The organism is Oleiagrimonas sp. MCCC 1A03011 (assembly GCF_003267965.1).
In the GTDB taxonomy this organism is placed as follows: domain Bacteria; phylum Pseudomonadota; class Gammaproteobacteria; order Xanthomonadales; family Rhodanobacteraceae; genus Oleiagrimonas; species Oleiagrimonas citrea.
In genome coordinates, this window is the sequence record NZ_MSPY01000001.1 from 519,064 (window position 1) to 536,162 (window position 17,099).

15 protein-coding genes and 1 other RNA gene are annotated in these 17,099 nt (G+C 67.2%); all 16 read right to left on the reverse strand.

Features of this window, described 5'->3' with window-relative positions:
• Positions 1 to 129 precede the first annotated feature (129 nt).
• Positions 130 to 1,365: a cell division protein FtsA gene (gene ftsA / locus BTJ49_RS02355; RefSeq protein WP_113063735.1), complete on the reverse strand. Its 1,236-nt coding sequence runs from the start codon at positions 1,363 to 1,365 to the stop codon at positions 130 to 132.
• On the reverse strand, positions 1,362 to 2,114 hold the full coding sequence (locus tag BTJ49_RS02360) for a cell division protein FtsQ/DivIB (RefSeq protein WP_113063736.1): 753 nt from the start codon (positions 2,112 to 2,114) through the stop codon (positions 1,362 to 1,364). Before BTJ49_RS02360 ends, ftsA begins: the two co-directional genes overlap by 4 nt.
• Entirely contained in the window at positions 2,111 to 3,085 is a 975-nt protein-coding gene (locus BTJ49_RS02365; protein ID WP_113063737.1) for a D-alanine--D-alanine ligase, read from the reverse strand. Before BTJ49_RS02365 ends, BTJ49_RS02360 begins: the two co-directional genes overlap by 4 nt.
• On the reverse strand, positions 3,082 to 4,527 hold the full coding sequence (murC, locus tag BTJ49_RS02370) for a UDP-N-acetylmuramate--L-alanine ligase (protein ID WP_113063738.1): 1,446 nt from the start codon (positions 4,525 to 4,527) through the stop codon (positions 3,082 to 3,084). The genes BTJ49_RS02365 and murC overlap by 4 nt, the downstream gene beginning before the upstream one ends.
• Entirely contained in the window at positions 4,524 to 5,606 is a 1,083-nt protein-coding gene (gene murG, locus BTJ49_RS02375; protein WP_113063739.1) for an undecaprenyldiphospho-muramoylpentapeptide beta-N-acetylglucosaminyltransferase, read from the reverse strand. Before murG ends, murC begins: the two co-directional genes overlap by 4 nt.
• Positions 5,603 to 6,847 carry a putative lipid II flippase FtsW gene (gene ftsW / locus BTJ49_RS02380; protein WP_193568470.1) on the reverse strand — a complete coding sequence of 415 codons (1,245 nt, stop codon included), beginning with the start codon at positions 6,845 to 6,847 and terminating at the stop codon, positions 5,603 to 5,605. Before ftsW ends, murG begins: the two co-directional genes overlap by 4 nt.
• A gap of 3 nt (positions 6,848 to 6,850) precedes the next feature.
• Complete coding sequence (gene mraY / locus BTJ49_RS02385; RefSeq protein WP_113064015.1) at positions 6,851 to 7,933, reverse strand: phospho-N-acetylmuramoyl-pentapeptide-transferase; 1,083 nt, start codon at positions 7,931 to 7,933, stop codon at positions 6,851 to 6,853.
• On the reverse strand, positions 7,923 to 9,293 hold the full coding sequence (gene murF, locus BTJ49_RS02390) for a UDP-N-acetylmuramoyl-tripeptide--D-alanyl-D-alanine ligase (RefSeq protein WP_113063740.1): 1,371 nt from the start codon (positions 9,291 to 9,293) through the stop codon (positions 7,923 to 7,925). The genes mraY and murF overlap by 11 nt, the downstream gene beginning before the upstream one ends.
• The gene (locus tag BTJ49_RS02395; RefSeq protein ID WP_113063741.1) at positions 9,287 to 10,765 is read right to left on the reverse strand and encodes a UDP-N-acetylmuramoyl-L-alanyl-D-glutamate--2,6-diaminopimelate ligase; all 1,479 of its coding nucleotides are present in this window, start codon (positions 10,763 to 10,765) and stop codon (positions 9,287 to 9,289) included. Before BTJ49_RS02395 ends, murF begins: the two co-directional genes overlap by 7 nt.
• Complete coding sequence (locus BTJ49_RS02400; protein ID WP_240601694.1) at positions 10,762 to 12,534, reverse strand: penicillin-binding protein 2; 1,773 nt, start codon at positions 12,532 to 12,534, stop codon at positions 10,762 to 10,764. Before BTJ49_RS02400 ends, BTJ49_RS02395 begins: the two co-directional genes overlap by 4 nt.
• Positions 12,531 to 12,803 (reverse strand): cell division protein FtsL, encoded by a 273-nt coding sequence (ftsL, locus tag BTJ49_RS02405; protein WP_113063742.1) that lies wholly within the window; start codon positions 12,801 to 12,803, stop codon positions 12,531 to 12,533. The genes BTJ49_RS02400 and ftsL overlap by 4 nt, the downstream gene beginning before the upstream one ends.
• Entirely contained in the window at positions 12,800 to 13,726 is a 927-nt protein-coding gene (rsmH, locus tag BTJ49_RS02410; RefSeq protein WP_113063743.1) for a 16S rRNA (cytosine(1402)-N(4))-methyltransferase RsmH, read from the reverse strand. The genes ftsL and rsmH overlap by 4 nt, the downstream gene beginning before the upstream one ends.
• A gap of 41 nt (positions 13,727 to 13,767) precedes the next feature.
• The gene (gene mraZ, locus BTJ49_RS02415) at positions 13,768 to 14,214 is read right to left on the reverse strand and encodes a division/cell wall cluster transcriptional repressor MraZ (RefSeq protein ID WP_113063744.1); all 447 of its coding nucleotides are present in this window, start codon (positions 14,212 to 14,214) and stop codon (positions 13,768 to 13,770) included.
• 299 nt (positions 14,215 to 14,513) lie between these two features.
• Positions 14,514 to 14,879, reverse strand: an RNA gene (gene rnpB / locus BTJ49_RS02420) — RNase P RNA component class A.
• A gap of 14 nt (positions 14,880 to 14,893) precedes the next feature.
• Complete coding sequence (locus BTJ49_RS02425; protein WP_168184635.1) at positions 14,894 to 16,069, reverse strand: GGDEF domain-containing protein; 1,176 nt, start codon at positions 16,067 to 16,069, stop codon at positions 14,894 to 14,896.
• 197 nt (positions 16,070 to 16,266) lie between these two features.
• Positions 16,267 to 17,094: a 16S rRNA (cytidine(1402)-2'-O)-methyltransferase gene (rsmI, locus tag BTJ49_RS02430; protein ID WP_113063746.1), complete on the reverse strand. Its 828-nt coding sequence runs from the start codon at positions 17,092 to 17,094 to the stop codon at positions 16,267 to 16,269.
• Between the last annotated feature and the right edge of the window lie 5 nt (positions 17,095 to 17,099).

Here is a 17,099-nt window from a genome sequence, read left to right on the forward strand (position 1 = left end):
GTCAGTGTTTCACTTTTGTCGTTGTTGCCCGGCCGCGACACCGGTCGCGGTCCGGGTTTGGCAGGACGTTCTCCTGCCGGGTCGCGCCTCCGTGCGCGTCCTGTTCCTTGCTGCCGCGCCGGAACGCGGTCAGAAATTCCGTGTCAGCCAGTCACGTACCTTGTCGACCATGCCGCCCATGCCGGGGCCGATTGGCCCGCTGGCCAGCCGCGAACCGCCGCTGCGCGCACCGTGCAGCAGCAGACCGACGCCACTGGCGTTGATCGGATTGCCGACCACGTCGCCGAACCCGGCGACCTGCGTCGGGTGCCCCAGACGCACCATCTTGTGGAAGACCTCTTCGGCCAGCTCCAGCGCACCTTCCATGCGCGAGGCGCCGCCGGTCAGTACCACGCCGGCCGCGACCATGCTCTCGAAGCCCGAGCGGCGCAGTTCGTCCTGCACCATCTCGAAGATCTCCTCGTAGCGGGCCTGCACCGACTGCGCCAGCGCCTGCCGCGCCAGCCGCCGTGGCGGGCGATCGCCGACGCTGGGCACCTGGATGGTCTCCTCGGCCCGCGCCAGCTGCGCCAGCGCGCAGGCGTACTTGATCTTGATCTCCTCGGCATGTGCGGTCGGCGTGTGCACGCCGTAGGCGATGTCGTTGGTCACCTGATCACCACCCACCGGCAGCGCCTTGGTGTAGCGGATCGCGCCCTGGGTGTAGATGGCGATGTCCGTGGTGCCGGCGCCGATGTCGACCAGGCACACGCCCAACTCGCGCTCGTCGTCGGTCAGCACCGCCTTGGCGCTGGCCACGGCCGAGGGCACCAGCTCGTCGACCGACAGGCCGCAACGACTGATGCACTTGGTGATGTTGTGCACCGCCGGCGCCGCACCGGTGACCAGATGCACGCTGGCCTCCAGGCGCACGCCGCTCATGCCGACCGGATGGCGGATGCCGTCCTGGCCGTCGATGCGGTATTCCTGCGGTTCCTTGTAGAGCACCTTGCGGTCGGCCGGGATCGCCACCGCGCGCGCCGCCTCCAGCACCTGCTCGAGGTCACCGGACGTGACTTCGCGATCGCGGATCGCCGCGGTGCCGTGCGAGTTCTTGGTCTCCAGGTGGCTACCCGAGATCGAGGCGTAGACCGAACGGATGTCGCACCCGGCCATCAGCTCCGCTTCCTCGACCGCGCGCTGGATCGAATGCACGGTGGACTCGATGTCGACTACCGAACCGCGCTTGAGCCCACGCGAGACGTGGGAGCCGACGCCGATCACCTCGACCGGTTCGCCCGGCTCGTACTCGCCGACGATCGCCACCACCTTGGAGGTGCCGATATCCAGGCCCACGACCAGCTGTTTTTCGTTCTTGCGGTTCATGACTGCGGAACTCCCCCGCCTGCCGCGGGCTGCGCATTCGCCTCGGGTTGCGGCCAGCGCACGGCGAAACCGTTGGCATAGCGCAGATCCACTCGGGTAAAGGGTTTGCCATCGCCGTCCTGGGCCAGACGCGGATACACGTCGAGAAAACGCTTCAGACGCTGCTCCACGTCATCGCTGCCGATGACCAGTTCGGCGCCATTGCCCAGCTGCAGGCGCCAGCTGGCTCGGCCGCTCAGGGTCACGCCATCGACGCGCAGGCCGACCGGCGAGAACTCGTCGCGGACCTTCTGATAGAACGCGACCACCTCCGGCTCACGCGCATCCGGGCCGCTGAGCTGCGGCAAACCGCTGATGCTCGCGGCGCCGGGCGCGGTGAAGATCCCGCCATCGCGGCCAATCAGACGGTCACCGTTCCAATGCGCGACGGGCTGCCGTTCATGCACGCGCAGTTCCAGCGTGTCGGGCCAGACCTTGCGCGCCTCGGCCGAAGCCACCCACGGCAGCGCCTGCACGGCCTTCTGCACATGATCCAGCCGCGTCGCGAAGAAACCCTTGCCCAGATACGGCTCGACCGTCGCGCGGATCTTGTCGGCGCTGACATGCTGGTAGGACGCCTGCACCTGCAGCGTGCGGATCGGCCAGCGATCGGAGGCGAACCAGCCACGCACGAGACCGACCACCGGCAGGATCACCAGCGCCACCGCGATCAGCCATGCCGCTCCGCGCAGGGAAATCGGTGCCTTCATGCGCCGCCTCCCGCACGCGCCGGCGTGCTGTCGAAACTGGTCTCCAGAATGCGCTGACACAGCTCGTCGAACGGAATACCGACGGTGGCCGCCGCTTTGGGCACCAGCGAATGTGCGGTCATGCCCGGCGCGGTGTTCACCTCCAGCAGCCAGTTGCGGCCCTGCCGGTCGCGCATCACGTCAACGCGGCCCCACCCGCCGCAGGCCAGCGCATCGAACGCCGCCCGCGCCAGGGCGCGCAGTTCGGCCTCGGCGTCGGCATCGTCCAGGCCCGGGCAGATGTACTGCGTGTCTTCGGCCACGTACTTGGCGTGGTAGTCGTAGTACGCGCCCTTGGGCACGATGCGGATCGAGGGCAGCACACGGTCGCCGAGGATGGAGACGGTCAGTTCGTCGCCCTCGATCAGCTGCTCGACCATGAGGTCGCCCGGATAGCGCGCCGCCAGCTCGACGGCGGCGTCGAGATCGGCTTCCTCGAACACGCGCGTGATGCCGACGCTGGAGCCCTCCCACGCCGGCTTGACGATCACCGGCAGACCGAGGCGCTTGACCACGGCATGCACGTCGCCGCCACGCGGCAGCGGCTCGAAGCGCGGCGTCGGCAACCCGCGGGTCAGCCACACCTGCTTGGCGCGAATCTTGTCCAGCGACAGCGCCGAACCGAGGATGCCCGATCCGGTGTACGGCACGCCCAGCGCGTCCAGCGCGCCCTGCAACTGACCGTTCTCGCCGCCGCCGCCATGCAGAATGTTGAACACGCGCGCGAAGTGGCCCGCGCGCAGCGCGTCCAGCAGCGCAGGGATGCCGTCGATGGCGTGCGCGTCGATGCCGCGCGCCTTCAGCGCGTCCAGCACATTGCGACCGGAATCCAGCGAAACCTCGCGCTCGGCCGAATTGCCACCCATGACCACGGCCACGCGACCGAATTCGCCCGGGGAACGCAGCGTCGTGTCGTCGACCGGCCGGTTCATGCCTCACCTTCCTGTTTCAAGTGACCGGCCGCGGCCAGCGCCGCGGCCGTGCTGCCGATGTCGCCCGCGCCCAGCAGCAACAGCAGATCGCCATCGCGCAGCAACGCCGGCAGCGCTTCGGCGAATTCGCGCGGATGCTCGACCAGCACCGGCGCGACCTTCCCGCGCGCACGCACGGCCCGCGCCAGGGCACGACCGTCGGCGCCCGGAATCGGCTTCTCGCCGGCCGGATAGACCTCGGTCAGCACCAGCACGTCGGCTTCGCACAACACGCGCGCGAAGTCGTCCATATGATCGCGCGTACGACTGTAACGATGCGGCTGGAACGCAACCACCAGACGCTTGTCCGGCCAGCCGCTACGCACGGCGTCGAACACCGCCGCGATCTCGCTGGGGTGATGGCCGTAATCGTCGATCAGCATCACGCTGCCCTGATCGAGCGCCAGTTCGCCGCGGCGATGGAAGCGCCGGCCCACGCCCTGGAAGCTGGCCAGCGCACCGACCAGAGCGGTTTCGTCCACGCCCAGCTGCCAGCCGACCGCAACCGCGGCCAGCGCATTCAGCACGTTGTGCCGGCCCGGCAGATTGAGCGCCACCGGCAGCGGCGTCTTGCGTCCCGGCAACTGCAGATCGAAATGCATCTCGAAGCCGCGCTGGCGCAGGTTCAACGCACGCACGTCGGCGTCGGCGTTGTCGATGCCGTAGGTGACCACGCCGCGCGCGATCTCGTGCGACAGCTTCTCGACTTCCGGATCATCGACGCACAGCACGGCCAGACCGTAGAACGGCAACCGGTGCAGGAAGTCGGCGAAGGCCTGACGCACGTTGGCGAAGTCGCCGCCGTAGTTCTCCAGATGGTCGGCGTCGATGTTGGTGATGACGGCCAGAATCGGCGACAGCATCAGGAACGAACCGTCCGATTCGTCGGCCTCGGCCACCAGATACTCGCCCGTGCCCAGTCGTGCGTTGGCGCCGGCCGAATTGAGCTGGCCGCCGATCACGAAGGTCGGATCGTACCCGGCCTCGGCCAGCACACTGGCGGTGAGGCTGGTGGTGGTGGTCTTGCCGTGTGTACCGGCGATGGCGATGCCGCGGCGGAAGCGCATCAGCTCACCCAGCATCTCGGCGCGCGGCACCACTGGAATGCGACGCTCGCGCGCGGCCATCAGCTCGACGTTGTCTTCCTTGATCGCGCTTGAGGTGACCACAACGTCGACGTCGGTGACATGCTCGGCGGCATGCCCCTCGCGTACGGTCACGCCCAGTTTCTGCAGACGCTCGGTGACCGGCGTGCGTGCGCGGTCGGAACCGGACACGGTGTAGCCGAGGTTCTGCAGCACTTCGGCGATACCGCTCATGCCGACGCCACCGATGCCGATGAAGTGCACGCGACGGAACACGGTCATGATGTCGTCGTGGGGTCGCAGTCGACGCACGCTCATGCAGCCACCTCCAGGCAACGGTCGGCGATGCGCGCCGCGGTGTCGGCCTGTGCCAATCCGCGTGCGGCCTCGGCCATCTTCAGCAGTTGCGCGCGGTCACTCAGCAGCGCCTGCAAACGTGTTTCCAGATCGTCCTCGCGCAAGTCGCGCTCCTGTATCAGTTCGGCGGCGCCGGCTTCGCACAGCGCCTCGGCATTCTTGGTCTGGTGGTCGTCAACCGCGTACGGGAACGGCACCAGGATCGCGCCCAGCCCGGCAGCGGCCAGCTCGGCCAGCGTCAGCGCACCAGCGCGGCACACGGCCAGGTCGGCCCAGGCGTAGCTGGCGCTCATGTTCTCGATAAACGCCTCGACCCGGGCTTCGACGCCGGCGTCGCGGTAGGCCTTGCACGCGGCATCCAGGTCGCGCATGCCGCATTGATGCAGCACTTCCGGCCGCGAAGCCGGCGGCATGCGCCCCAACGCGGCCGGCACAAGACGATTCAGGGTGCGCGCGCCCTGGCTGCCGCCCAGCACCAGCAGGCGCGCCGCGCCGCTGCGATTGGCGAAACGCTCGGCGGGCGGCGGTACCGCAGCGATGTCCTCACGCACCGGGTTGCCGACCCACTCCGCCCCGACCTCGATCGGGAACGCGTCGGCGAATCCCACGAGCACTTTTCGCGCCAATTTGGCCAGTACGCGGTTGGTCACGCCCGGCACTCGATTCTGTTCGTGCACCAGCAGTGGAATACGCAGCAACCATGCGGCGAGACCGCCCGGCCCGGCCACGTAGCCACCCATCGACAGCACACTGCGCGGCCGATGCCGCCGCAGCAGTCGCCATGCCGACAGCACTGCGCGCAGCAGCACGAACGGCGCGGTCAGGCGCGTACGCCAGCCCTTGCCGCGCAGACCGCCGATGCGCACCGTATCCATCTCGATCCGATGCGCTGGCACCAGCGTGGTCTCCAGACCGCCCTGCGCACCCAGCCAGATCACCGGGATGCCGCGCGCGCGCAGCTCGGCGGCCACGGCCAGCCCGGGGAAGATGTGGCCGCCGGTGCCGCCGGCCATGATCAGAACGGGACGCTGCGCGGTCATGCCGGCGCCTCCTCGGTCGCGCTCGCATCGGCCACGTTCGCATCGGCGACGCGCGCACTCTCGTTGCGCACGGCCATGCGCCGGGCGTCGCCCGCACGATGGATCTCGTAGCCGGCGCGCAGCAGCACGCCGAGCATGGCGCAGGTCATCATCACGCTGGAGCCGCCGGAACTGATCAACGGCAGCGTCAGGCCCTTGGTCGGCAGCACGCCGAGATTCACGCCCGCCGAGACCATCGCCTGCAGGCCGATCATCAGCGAGATGCCAAAGGCCACATAGCCGGCGAAATGCTGGCCCAGTTCGACGCCACGCAGCCCCAGCATCAATCCGCGGCCGACCAGCAATGCGAACAGCGCCAGCACCACTACGATGCCGACCAGACCCAGCTCCTCGCCGATCACGGCGAGGATGAAATCGGTGTGCGCCTCGGGTAGGTAGAACAGTTTCTGTACGCTCTCGCCCAGTCCCACACCGGTCCATTCGCCGCGCCCGATCGCGATCAGCGCCTGGGTCAGCTGGAAACCGTCGTTGAACGGGTCCTTCCACGGGTCCAGGAACGTCATCAGACGACGCACGCGATAGTTCTCGCTCAGCGCGGCCGCCGCCAGCAGCGGCGCGGCCACCGCGGCCATGCCGAACAGATAGCGCATGCGCGCGCCGCCCAGCCAGATCATGCCCACGGTCACGGCGATGATCAGCGCGGAGGAACCGAAGTCCGGCTGCAGCAGCAGGCTGATGACGATCAGCCCCGCCACCACCAGCGGATTGACGGTACCGAACAGCTTGCGCTCGACCGCCTGCTTGTGGCGCACCAGATAGCTGGCCAGATACACGATCAGCAGCAGCTTGATCGCCTCGACCGGCTGGAAGCTGGTCACGCCCAGATTCAGCCAGCGCCGCGCACCGTTGATGCGCATGCCGATACCCGGCAGGAACACCGCCAGCATCGTCGCCATGCCCAGCAGCATCAGCGGCATGCTGAACTTCTCGACGAACTTCAGCTCCACGCGCATGGCGATCACTGCCAGCACCGTGCCCAGCGACAGGAACAACAGATGCCGCTTGAGGTAGTAGAACGCACCGATATGCTTGCCGTCGGCCACCGCGATGGACGCCGAGGCCACCATGACGATGCCGATGCTCGCCAACGCCACGATGGCCAGCAGCAGCACCGGGTCATAGCGGCCGCGCGGCCCCTCCCGGCGCCTGGCCTGTTGCGACGATGGCGAAATCAGCAGCATCGATCAACGCACCTTCAACGTCGCCAGTCCGATCAGGACCAGCACCACGGAAATGATCCAGAAGCGCACGATCACGCGCGGTTCCGGCCAGCCTTTCAATTCGAAGTGATGATGGATCGGTGCCATGCGGAACAGCCGCTTGCCGGTCAGCTTGAAACTGGCCACCTGCAACATCACCGAGGCGGTCTCGATCACGAACACGCCCCCCATCACCAGCAGCACGATCTCCTGCCGCACGATCACCGCGATCAGACCCAGCGCGGCGCCGATCGACAGTGCGCCGATGTCGCCCATGAAGACCTGCGCCGGATACGTGTTGAACCAGAGAAAGCCCAGTCCGGCCCCGGCCAGCGCGCCACAGAAGATCGCCAGTTCACCAGCGCCCGGGATCGACGGAATGCCCAGGTACTGCGAGAACACCGCGTTACCGGCCAGGTACGCGAAGATGCCGAGCGCGCCAGCGACCAGCACGCTGGGCATGATCGCCAAGCCGTCCAGACCGTCGGTGAGATTCACCGCGTTGGAGAAGCCGACCACCATCAGGTAGCCGACCAGCACGAACAACCCGCCCAGCGGCAGCGCGACATGCTTGAACAGCGGCACGAACAGCGCGGTTTCCGGTGGCGTCTTCGCAGTCACGTACAGGAAGATTGCGGCGGCCAGACCGAACAGCGACTGCAGCAGATACTTCCATCGCGCCGGCAGGCCGCGGCTGTCCTTCAGTACCAGCTTGCGGTAGTCGTCGTAGAACCCGATGCCGCCGAACGCCAGCGTCACCGCCAGCACCACCCAGACGTAGCGATTGTGCAGATCGGCCCAGAGCAACGTGCCGATGGCGATGGCGACCAGGATCAGCAATCCGCCCATGGTTGGCGTACCCGCTTTGCTCAGGTGCGACTGCGGACCGTCCTCGCGTACCACCTGGCCAGCCTTCATCGCCGCCAGCTTGCGGATCATGCCCGGCCCCATCAGCAGGCATACGGCGAGGGCCGTCAGCGCGCTCATGATGGTGCGGAACGTGATGTATTCGAACAGGCGCAGCGCGCCCAGATAGGTCGAAAGCCATTTGGCCAGTTCAAGAAGCATGCGGCCCCCCTTCTTGCGCATCTGCTTCGAGCGCGGCGACCACGCGATCCATGGCGGCGCTGCGCGAGCCCTTCACGAGGCAGGTGACGCCTGCATGCAATTCCTTGCGCAGGACTTCGATCAGCGCGGACTGATCGCTGAAATGTTCGCCGCCGGAGCCGAAAGCATCGCAGGCGGCACGACTGAGCAGGCCGACGCCGAACAGCCGCGCCAGGCCGTGTTCGCGAGCGTAGGCACCGATCTGCGCATGCAGTTCGCGCGCATCCGGTCCCAGCTCGGCCATGTCGCCCAGCACCAGCCAGCTTTCGCCTTCGGCCAGCCCCAGCGTGTCGATCGCGGCACGGGTCGAGGCCGGGTTGGCGTTGTAGCTGTCGTCGATCAGCTTCCAGCCCTCCGGCATGGTGTGGCTGCGAAGTCGACCGGGCACACCGCCGGCGTGATGCAAGCCATGCGTGATGTGCTCCAGCGGCACCTCCAGCGCGCAGGCGATCGTCGCCGCCGCCATCGCATTGGCAATGTTGTGCCGACCCGGCAGGGGCAAGGCGATCTCGGCATCGCCCTGCGGGGTGCTCAGCACGAAACGGCTTCCACCCGCATGCATTTCCACGATTTCGGCGCCGACATCGGCCTCGCGCTCAAGGCCGAATCGCAGCGCTCGGCGCGTGCCGAGCAGGCCGGCGAAATAGTCGGCGAAGGCATCGTCGGCGTTGATGATCCCGATACCGTCCGGCGGCAGGGAGCGGTACATCGCGCCCTTGGTCTCGGCAATGTTCTCGATGCTGCCCATGCGCTCAACATGCGCCGAGGCGATGTTGTTCACGAGGCCGATATCGGGCCGCGCGATGGCGGCCAGATAGTCAATGTCCCCACGCTTGCCCGCGCCCATCTCCAGGACGGCGTATTCCGCGTCGTCGGGCATCTCCAGCAGCGTCAGCGGCATGCCGATCTCGTTGTTGAAGTTGCCGGCGTTGACGTGGGTGCGGCCGTGTCGGGCAAGAATGGTCGCCGTCAGGGTCTTCACCGTGGTCTTGCCATTCGATCCGGTGATTCCGATCACCCGCGCCGACGACGCGCGACGACGTGCGCCGGCCATGTCACCCAGCGCCTTCAGCGTGTCCGACACCAGGATCTGCGGGATCTCCACATCCTGTACCCGGGAAACCAGAGCCGCCGCCGCGCCCTTCTCGGCGGCAGCGGCCACATGCTCATGTCCATCGAAGCGTTCGCCGACCAGGGCCACGAACAACTGGCCGAGTTTCACGTGACGGCTGTCCGTGCTCACGCCGCGAATCAGGACGTTGTCACCGTGCACGCGGCCATGCGTCCATTCGGCGATTTGCTGCAAATACTTCGTCAGCATGCGTGCACCTCCATGGCGGCGCGTGCCACTTCCAGGTCGTCGAAGGGATGCTTCTGGCCGTTCACTTCCTGATAGTCCTCGTGCCCCTTGCCGGCGATCAGCACCACGTCGTTGGCACCCGCCATGTTCAGCGCCTCATGGATGGCCGCCGCGCGATCGCGCTGCACCACGGCCGCTTGCGGCCGATCCATGCCGGCGAGAATCTGCGCGACGATGGCGTCGCCGTCCTCGCCTCGAGGGTTGTCGTCGGTGACGATGACGCGATCGGCCAGACGCTCGGCAATCGCACCCATGTGCGGACGCTTGCCGGCGTCGCGCTCGCCGCCGCAGCCGAACACGCAGATCAGCGCGCCGCGCGTGTGTCCGCGCAGGCTGTTCAAGGCCTGCTCCAGCGCATCCGGCGTGTGCGAGTAGTCGACCACCAGCAGCGGCTGCCCGGCTTCGCCGCCGAGCCGGCTCATGCGTCCATGCACCGGATGCAACTGCGCCAGCACTTCCGCGACGCGTGAGAAGTCCTCGCCCAGCGCGCCCAGACAGGCGGCGACCAGGAGCAGGTTCGCGACATTGAAGCGCCCAAGCAGCGGGCTTCGCACCGCAGCATCGCCCCATGGCGTGTGCAGCACGAAATGCAGACCGTCGCCGTGCGCTTCCACATCGGTCGCGGTCACTTCGGCCTGCACGCCGCCGACGCTCACGCGCAGGCATTTCACGTCTTCCGACACGCGTTCGGCCAGACGGCGACCGAATGCGTCGTCCACATTGATCGCGGCAGCCTTCAGTCCGGGCCAGTCGAACAGCCGTGCCTTGGCCTCACCGTAGGCCTGCATGCTGCCGTGGTAGTCCAGATGGTCGCGCGTCAGATTGGTGAAGGCGGCCAGATCGAAGTCCACCCCTTCCACGCGCCCCTGATCCAGCGCATGCGAGGAAACCTCCATCGCCACGTGACTGGCACCCGCCTCGCGGAACCCGGCCAGCAACGCCTGCATGCTCAAGGCATCCGGCGTGGTGCGCTCGCCGCGCTCGATCGAACCGTGCAGGCCGCTGCCCAACGTACCGATCGTAGCCGCACGATGTCCCAGCAGCGTCAACGCCTGCGCCAGCATCTGCACGCACGACGTCTTGCCGTTGGTGCCGGTGACGCCGATCACGGTCATGCCCTCGGAAGGCTGCCCGAAGAAGCGCGCAGCGAGTGACCCGGCCTTGTCTCGCAGACCGTCGATCCAGATCACCGGCGCGTCGATCTCGGGAGCGGCGCGCTCAGGACCCTCGGCGAGAATCACCGAGGCGCCCTGAGCGACGGCCGCAGGGGCAAACGTGATGCCGTGCGCGTGCTGGCCGGCCAGCGCCACGAAGGCGTCGCCGGCGCGCACACGGCGCGAATCGATCTGCAGACCCGTGACCGCGATGTCGCCGTTCGCAGGCGCATCGGCCACACCCGCCAGCAGGTCGTGAAGACGCATGCTCGCCGTCATCGCGCACCCTCCTGTCGCGAGCGACCGCCCTGCATCGCGGCCGCTCCGCCGTGCGACGCATACAACTGCGGCACGTTGTCCGGCGGAATGTCCAGCAGGCGCAGCGCACCCTTCATCACCGAACTGAACACCGGCGCCGCGACCGTCGTGCCGAAGTAGCCACCCTGCGCGCCGCGCACGATGACCACGCCGACCAGACGCGGATTGCTGGCCGGGACCATACCGGCGAACAGCGAGTTGTAGTTCGAATTCGAGTAGCCACCTGCCTCGGCAATGTGCGAGGTGCCGGTCTTGCCGGCAACGGTGTAATTGGCGATGGCCGCGGTACGGTAAGCCGTGCCACCGGGCTCGACCACCGTCTTCAGCATGTTGACCACTTCCTGCGCCACACGCGGACTGAGCACACGCTTGGGCGTGTTGTCCTGACCCTTGACGAAGCTCGGTGCACGCAGCAGCCCGCCATCGGCGAACACGCAGTAGGCCTGCGCCAGCTGCAGCGCGGTCACACTGAAACCGTAACCGTAGCCAATGGTGGCCTGGCGGATCGGCCGCCAGTCGCCGCCGATCGGCAGCAGACCTGCGGATTCGCCCGGAAACCCGCTGCCGGTGCTGGCGCCGAAGCCGAAATCGCGGAACACCTTATACATGGCGTCCGGGGTCAGGCTCAGCGCCATCTTCGCCGCGCCGATGTTGCTGGACCGGGTAATGACCCCGGTGACATCGAGCACACCGTTGTTCTCGTCGTCCTTGATGGTGTGGCCGTACAACTGGATCCAGCCCGGCGAAGTGTCGATCTTGGTGGTCGGCGTCCACTTGCCACTTTCCAGCGCCGCCGCCACGGTGAAGGCCTTGGCGGTGGAACCGGGTTCGACCACGTCGGTCACGGCGCGGTTGCGGCGCTGCGCCGGATTGCTGTTGCCGACGGCATTGGGGTTGTACGACGGCAAATTGACCATCGCCAGCACTTCGCCGGTGCGCGGGTCCATGATGACCATCGAGGCCGAGGAGGCCTTGAACTTCTTCACCGTCTCGTCGAGCTGGCGGTAGGCCAGATACTGGATGCGGCGATCGATGCTCAGGGTCAGGTCGTGTCCCGGCTTGGGCGCGCGCACCATGTCCACGGTCTCGACGGTGTGGCCGAGCCGGTCGCGGATCACGCGCTTGCTGCCCGCCTCGCCGCTGAGCCACTGATCGTAGGCGCGCTCCAGCCCTTCCTGACCGTGATCGTCGATGTTGGTGAACCCGAGCACGTGTGCGGTGACCGCGCCCAGCGGGTAGTAGCGGCGGAACTCGCGCTGCTCGTTCACGCCCGGAATCTTCAGATTCAACACGGCCTGTGCCGCCTCGGGACTCATGCGCCGCTTCAAGTACACAAATTCGCGATTGGCGCGCTGATCCAGGTACTGCTCCAGATCGTCTGCGTCGATGCCCAGGGCGCGCGCCAGTTCCGGCATGCGGTCGGTGTGGTCGAGCACTTCCTGCGGATTGGCCCAGATGGACTCGACCGGCGTCGACACCGCCAGCGGCACGCCATTGCGGTCGAAAATGCTGCCGCGCGAGACCGGAATCGGCACTTCGCGCAGAAAGCGCGCATTGCCCTGCGCCTGATAGAAGCGCTTGTCCACGACCTGCAGCTTCACCGCCTGCGCCAGCAGCCCCAGCGCCGCCAGTGACAACAACGACACCACCAGCGTCATGCGCCGCCGCACGCTCGGCGCGCGTTCGCGCTCGGGCAGCTGCAGTTCCGGTTTGGCGCGGTTGCGGCTCATCGGCGGATCAGACGGGTGTCGGCAGCGGTGGGATTGACCATGCCCATCTTCGAGCGGGCGATGGTCTCGATACGGCTCGGCTCGGCCCAGGTGGCCTTTTCCAGCTCCAGGCGGCCGAACTCGACATTCAAGGCGTCGCGCTGCGACTGCAGCTTGGTCAACTGCACGAACAGCACGCGGTTCTCGTGCCGCGCCCAGACCACCGCGATAGCGCTGATCAGGACCAGCGCCAGCAGGATCGGCAGCAGCAGCACGAGACGGGCCGTCATGGCAGTCGCTCCGCCACACGCAGCACTGCGGAGCGGGCGCGCGGATTCGCTTCCAGCTCGGATGCGGAAGGGAAATGCGCCTTGCCCACCGCGCGCAGTTTCGCCGGCGGCGCCTCGGGCGGCGGCAGGTTGCGGCGACCGGCCGGACGGATGCCCGACTGGCTGCGGATGAACTGCTTGACCACCCGGTCCTCCAGCGAATGGAAACTGATGACCACCAGACGCCCGCCCGGCGTCAGCCGTGCGAGCGCTCCCTCGAGCCCCTGTTCCAGCGCATCCAGTTCGCCGTTGACCCGGATGCGCAATGCCTGGAACGTGCGCGTCGCAGGGTGCTTGCCCTTCTCGCGCCGACCCAGCAGTCGCTCCAGCAACTGCGCCAGTTCGCCGGTTCGGCGGATCGGCTGCGTCTCGCGCTGCGCCACGATGGCGCGCGCGATGCGGCGACTGAACCGCTCCTCGCCGAAGCGCCAGAGCACATCGGCGATCTCCTTTTCATCCGCGCGCGCCAGAAACTCCGCCGCGCTCTCGCCGCTGTCCGGATCCATTCGCATGTCCAGCGGCGCATCGGCCATGAAGCTGAAGCCACGCTCGGCCTCGTCCAGCTGCGGCGAGGACACGCCGATATCGAGCAGGATTCCGTCCAGCCCCTCTTCCGTCGCCGGCCACTGCGCCAGTTCGGCGAAGTTGCCGCGCCGGATGCGGACACGCGCGTCGCCGGCGAAGGCCATCTCGGCCTCGGCGATGGCCTGCGGATCGCGATCCATCAGCAGCAGGTGACCGTCGGACCCCAGGCGCTCGAGGATCGCGCGCGCATGACCGCCTCGACCGAACGTGCCATCGAGATATCGCCCGCTTGCCTTCACGGCGAGTCCCTCCAGTGCCTCCTCGAGCATTACCGGGATGTGCATCAATTGACTTCCCATTGCGCCATCCCGTTTCGTCGTCGTCCGTTCGTTCGTTACCGTTACAACCTCAGTTCCGCCATGTCGTCGCTGATCTGATCCTCGCCGATGGTCTGGCGGATGCGGCTCAGATGCGCCTGCTCACTCCACAACTCGAACTTGGTGTCCATGCCCAGCAACACCGCTTTTTTCTCGATGCCGGCCGAAGCGCGTTGGCTGGCCGGCAACAGAATCCGCGAGGCGCTGTCGGGCTCGACGTGGGCCGCGGCACCGACCAGCTTGCGCTGCAGATCACGATGCACGGCCTTCACGCTGGGCAGCGCATTGACCTGATCGCGCACCCGCTCCCATTCGCTTTGCGGGAAAATCCACAGACAGCCCGCCTCGAACGGGTTGTACGCCACGACCAGACGGTTGCCGCACTCGCGCGCGACCAGATCCCGATACGCAGTCGGGATGGCCAGGCGGCCCTTGTCGTCGACGGTAATGGCGGTTTCGCCTTGGAACATGGCTAGGGACTTCCACGAATTCCCACGAATTCACACTGGAACCCACAATAGTCTCAGCCCCTGAGACTGTCAAGGAATTTTTGCTTGCAGATCAAGGACAAAGACAACGGTTGCTGAATTTTTATGCAGTTTCTCAGGAACTGCTTTGATGCCCTTGAAATCGGTAACTTTTTTGTGCGATTCGAGCAAACGGACGGAAGACTTTCCCCACTTCGCCGATCACCACCCGCATCCACCGATGCAAAAACGCCCTCCCCGCACGGGGAGGGCGTCGGGCAGCATCACTGCCGCCATGGATAAGATGGAGCCGGCCTGTAAGCCGGGTTCTGTACGCCTTGCGGCGCGACAGTCATTCCTCTCGGCCTGGCGTCACCGCCAGGCTCCAGCAACCTACCCGGGAACAACGCGGGCCGCGTTATCGTTCCCCTATTCGGTCTTGCTCCGGGTGGGGTTTACCGTGCCACGCGGCGTTGTCCCCGCGCGCGGTGCGCTCTTACCGCACCGTTTCACCCTTACCTGATCCCCTTGCGGGGCCATCGGCGGTCTGCTCTCTGTTGCACTGGCCGTCAGCTCGCGCTGCCCAGGCGTTACCTGGCACCCTGCCCTATGGAGCCCGGACTTTCCTCGACGCACGCAAGGCGCGACGCGACTGTCCGGCCGACTCCGACGCCAGTGTACTTCATCCGTCGGCGAGCGCGGGGGCAGGCGACGAAGTTTCTTCCGCCGACTCAACGCGATTGCGCCCGTTGCGCTTGGCCCGGTATAGCGCCTCGTCAGCCCGGCGCAGGGCCTCGTCCAGCGTGGGTGCCGCGCCGGGACCGAGCGCGGCCACGCCGATCGAGACGGTCACGCGCAGATCCGGTGCTTCGTCCGGCGCGGCCATGGCCGCCACCTCTTTGCGCAACCGCTCGGCCATCTTCACGGCGCCGTCGCGCGTGGTGGCCGGCAATGCCAGGGCGAACTCCTCGCCACCGATGCGACCGGCAATATCGCCGCTGCGCAGCACGCCGTGCAGGTGTGCGCCCAGACGCGTCAGCACCACGTCGCCGACCGCGTGGCCGTACCGGTCGTTGATCGACTTGAAGTGATCGACGTCGAGCATGAGCACGGCGACTTCGGTCGTCGACACCGGCGCATCGCGCACGGCGGCGACTCGCGCCTGGAACTCGCGGCGGTTGCACAGGCCGGTAAGTACGTCGCGCGTAGCCAGATCCTGCAGCTGACGGGCATAGCGCACGATGCGCCGGATCATCGGCCGGAAGATGCCCAACGCCTCGAACAGCAGCACCAGCAGAACAACACCCAGAATGATGTGCTGCAAGATTTCCATGCGCTGTAGATGCACCTCGCCGGCCCGCACATGAACGGAAGCAACCGCTTCCAGTCCGTCGGGCAGGCGCTTGCGGGCCAGCGCGCGCAAGGCGCGCAGGGACTCGGCGAACTGCGGATCGCCGGGCACACCGCCATCGATGCGCTGGGCAAGGCCGATGAAGCGCTCGATGTTCTGCCCGAGTCCGTCTCGATACAGCGCCAGCGCGCGCGGCTTGCCGTAGGCGATGAAGGACGACTCGCCTTCATCGCGGGACAGGATGCGGTATTCCTTCTCGAAACGGACAAGACTGGCATGCAGCACGGCATGCGCCTGCGCCGAGCCGTCCGCATACTCATCGGCCATCTGCGCAATGCGTTCGCTCAGGACGATCTGGCGCGTGCTCATCGCGGCCACGGCCGCCGAGCCGTCGTCCTCGCGCAGGACGCGGCCGAGAATCAGGTGGGAAAACACCGTGCATACGGCGATCAGGCCGAGCGCGACGATGTAGCGATAGGTCAGGGCACGGCTGGATAATCCGGTCATGGGCACGCGAGGGTCGGAAGGAACATAACCGGGCGCCCATGCGCGACGGAAAACCCGGCGCATGCCGTCAGGCGTCCACGCCGACGTTTCACCCACGAATCGGGAACGCCAAGTTCGCGCTCCGCGCCGGCTCGCGTCCTGACCTTGCCGGCAAGCGCTCGATCTTAGCGCTCCATCTCCAAGAACGGCACCCCGGCTCAGTCGCCGTAGAGCGCCTTGCGCGATGCGCCGCTGATGGAAGCCGCCAACTTGGCCGCCTTCGACGGCGGCAGTTCCTCGCGCAGAAGGGCGAACAAACGCCGCCCCTCGGCCAACTGCGCCTCGGCAGCATCGGCGCAACCGGCCACCAGCAGCACGCATTCGCCGCGCTGCTGATCGGCATCGGACGCCACGCGCTCGGCCAGCTCGGCCAGCGGCTGGCCGAGCACGGTCTCGAACAACTTGGTCAACTCGCGCGCCAGCACCGCCTCGCGCGCCTCGCCGAAAGCATCGCGCATGTCGGCCAGGGCCTCGGCCACCCGGTGCGGCGACTCATAGAAGATCAGCGTGCGCGTTTCGCTCGCCAGTTCCGCCAGGCGCGTTCTGCGCGCACCGCGCTTGGCTGGCAGGAATCCCTCGAACACAAAACGGTCGCTGGGCAGACCCGCGGCGGAAAGTGCCGCGATCGCCGCGCACGCGCCGGGCACAGGGGACACACGGATGCCCGCTGCCCGTGCGGCGCGGACCAGGCGATAGCCCGGATCGCTGACCAGGGGCGTACCGGCGTCGGAGATCAGAGCGACGTCCTCGCCCTGCAGCAGACGCTCGACCAGTGCCTGCGCGATGCCATCCTCGTTGTGCTCGTGCAACGCCTTCAATGGCGTGTCGACGCCCAGGTGTGTCATCAGCGGCTTACTGTGGCGGGTGTCCTCGGCCGCGATCAGTGCCACCGAGCGCAGGACCTCCACGGCGCGCGCGGAAATGTCCTCCCGATTGCCGATGGGCGTGGCGACGACATGCAGGGTACCGGGCGTGGCTTGATCCATGTTCA

Coding starts and splice junctions, on each gene's coding strand:
- mraZ (WP_113063744.1), bottom strand. CDS start 14,214: ATGTTCCAAGGCGAAACCGCCATTACCGTCGACGACAAGGGCCGCCTG.
- murF (WP_113063740.1), bottom strand. CDS start 9,293: ATGCTGACGAAGTATTTGCAGCAAATCGCCGAATGGACGCATGGCCGC.
- ftsL (WP_113063742.1), bottom strand. CDS start 12,803: ATGACGGCCCGTCTCGTGCTGCTGCTGCCGATCCTGCTGGCGCTGGTC.
- murG (WP_113063739.1), bottom strand. CDS start 5,606: ATGACCGCGCAGCGTCCCGTTCTGATCATGGCCGGCGGCACCGGCGGC.
- BTJ49_RS02395 (WP_113063741.1), bottom strand. CDS start 10,765: ATGACGGCGAGCATGCGTCTTCACGACCTGCTGGCGGGTGTGGCCGAT.
- BTJ49_RS02360 (WP_113063736.1), bottom strand. CDS start 2,114: ATGAAGGCACCGATTTCCCTGCGCGGAGCGGCATGGCTGATCGCGGTG.
- mraY (WP_113064015.1), bottom strand. CDS start 7,933: ATGCTTCTTGAACTGGCCAAATGGCTTTCGACCTATCTGGGCGCGCTG.
- ftsA (WP_113063735.1), bottom strand. CDS start 1,365: ATGAACCGCAAGAACGAAAAACAGCTGGTCGTGGGCCTGGATATCGGC.
- BTJ49_RS02400 (WP_240601694.1), bottom strand. CDS start 12,534: ATGAGCCGCAACCGCGCCAAACCGGAACTGCAGCTGCCCGAGCGCGAA.
- BTJ49_RS02365 (WP_113063737.1), bottom strand. CDS start 3,085: ATGAACCGGCCGGTCGACGACACGACGCTGCGTTCCCCGGGCGAATTC.
- ftsW (WP_193568470.1), bottom strand. CDS start 6,847: ATGCTGCTGATTTCGCCATCGTCGCAACAGGCCAGGCGCCGGGAGGGG.
- murC (WP_113063738.1), bottom strand. CDS start 4,527: ATGAGCGTGCGTCGACTGCGACCCCACGACGACATCATGACCGTGTTC.
- rsmH (WP_113063743.1), bottom strand. CDS start 13,726: ATGGGAAGTCAATTGATGCACATCCCGGTAATGCTCGAGGAGGCACTG.
- BTJ49_RS02425 (WP_168184635.1), bottom strand. CDS start 16,069: ATGACCGGATTATCCAGCCGTGCCCTGACCTATCGCTACATCGTCGCG.
- rsmI (WP_113063746.1), bottom strand. CDS start 17,094: ATGGATCAAGCCACGCCCGGTACCCTGCATGTCGTCGCCACGCCCATC.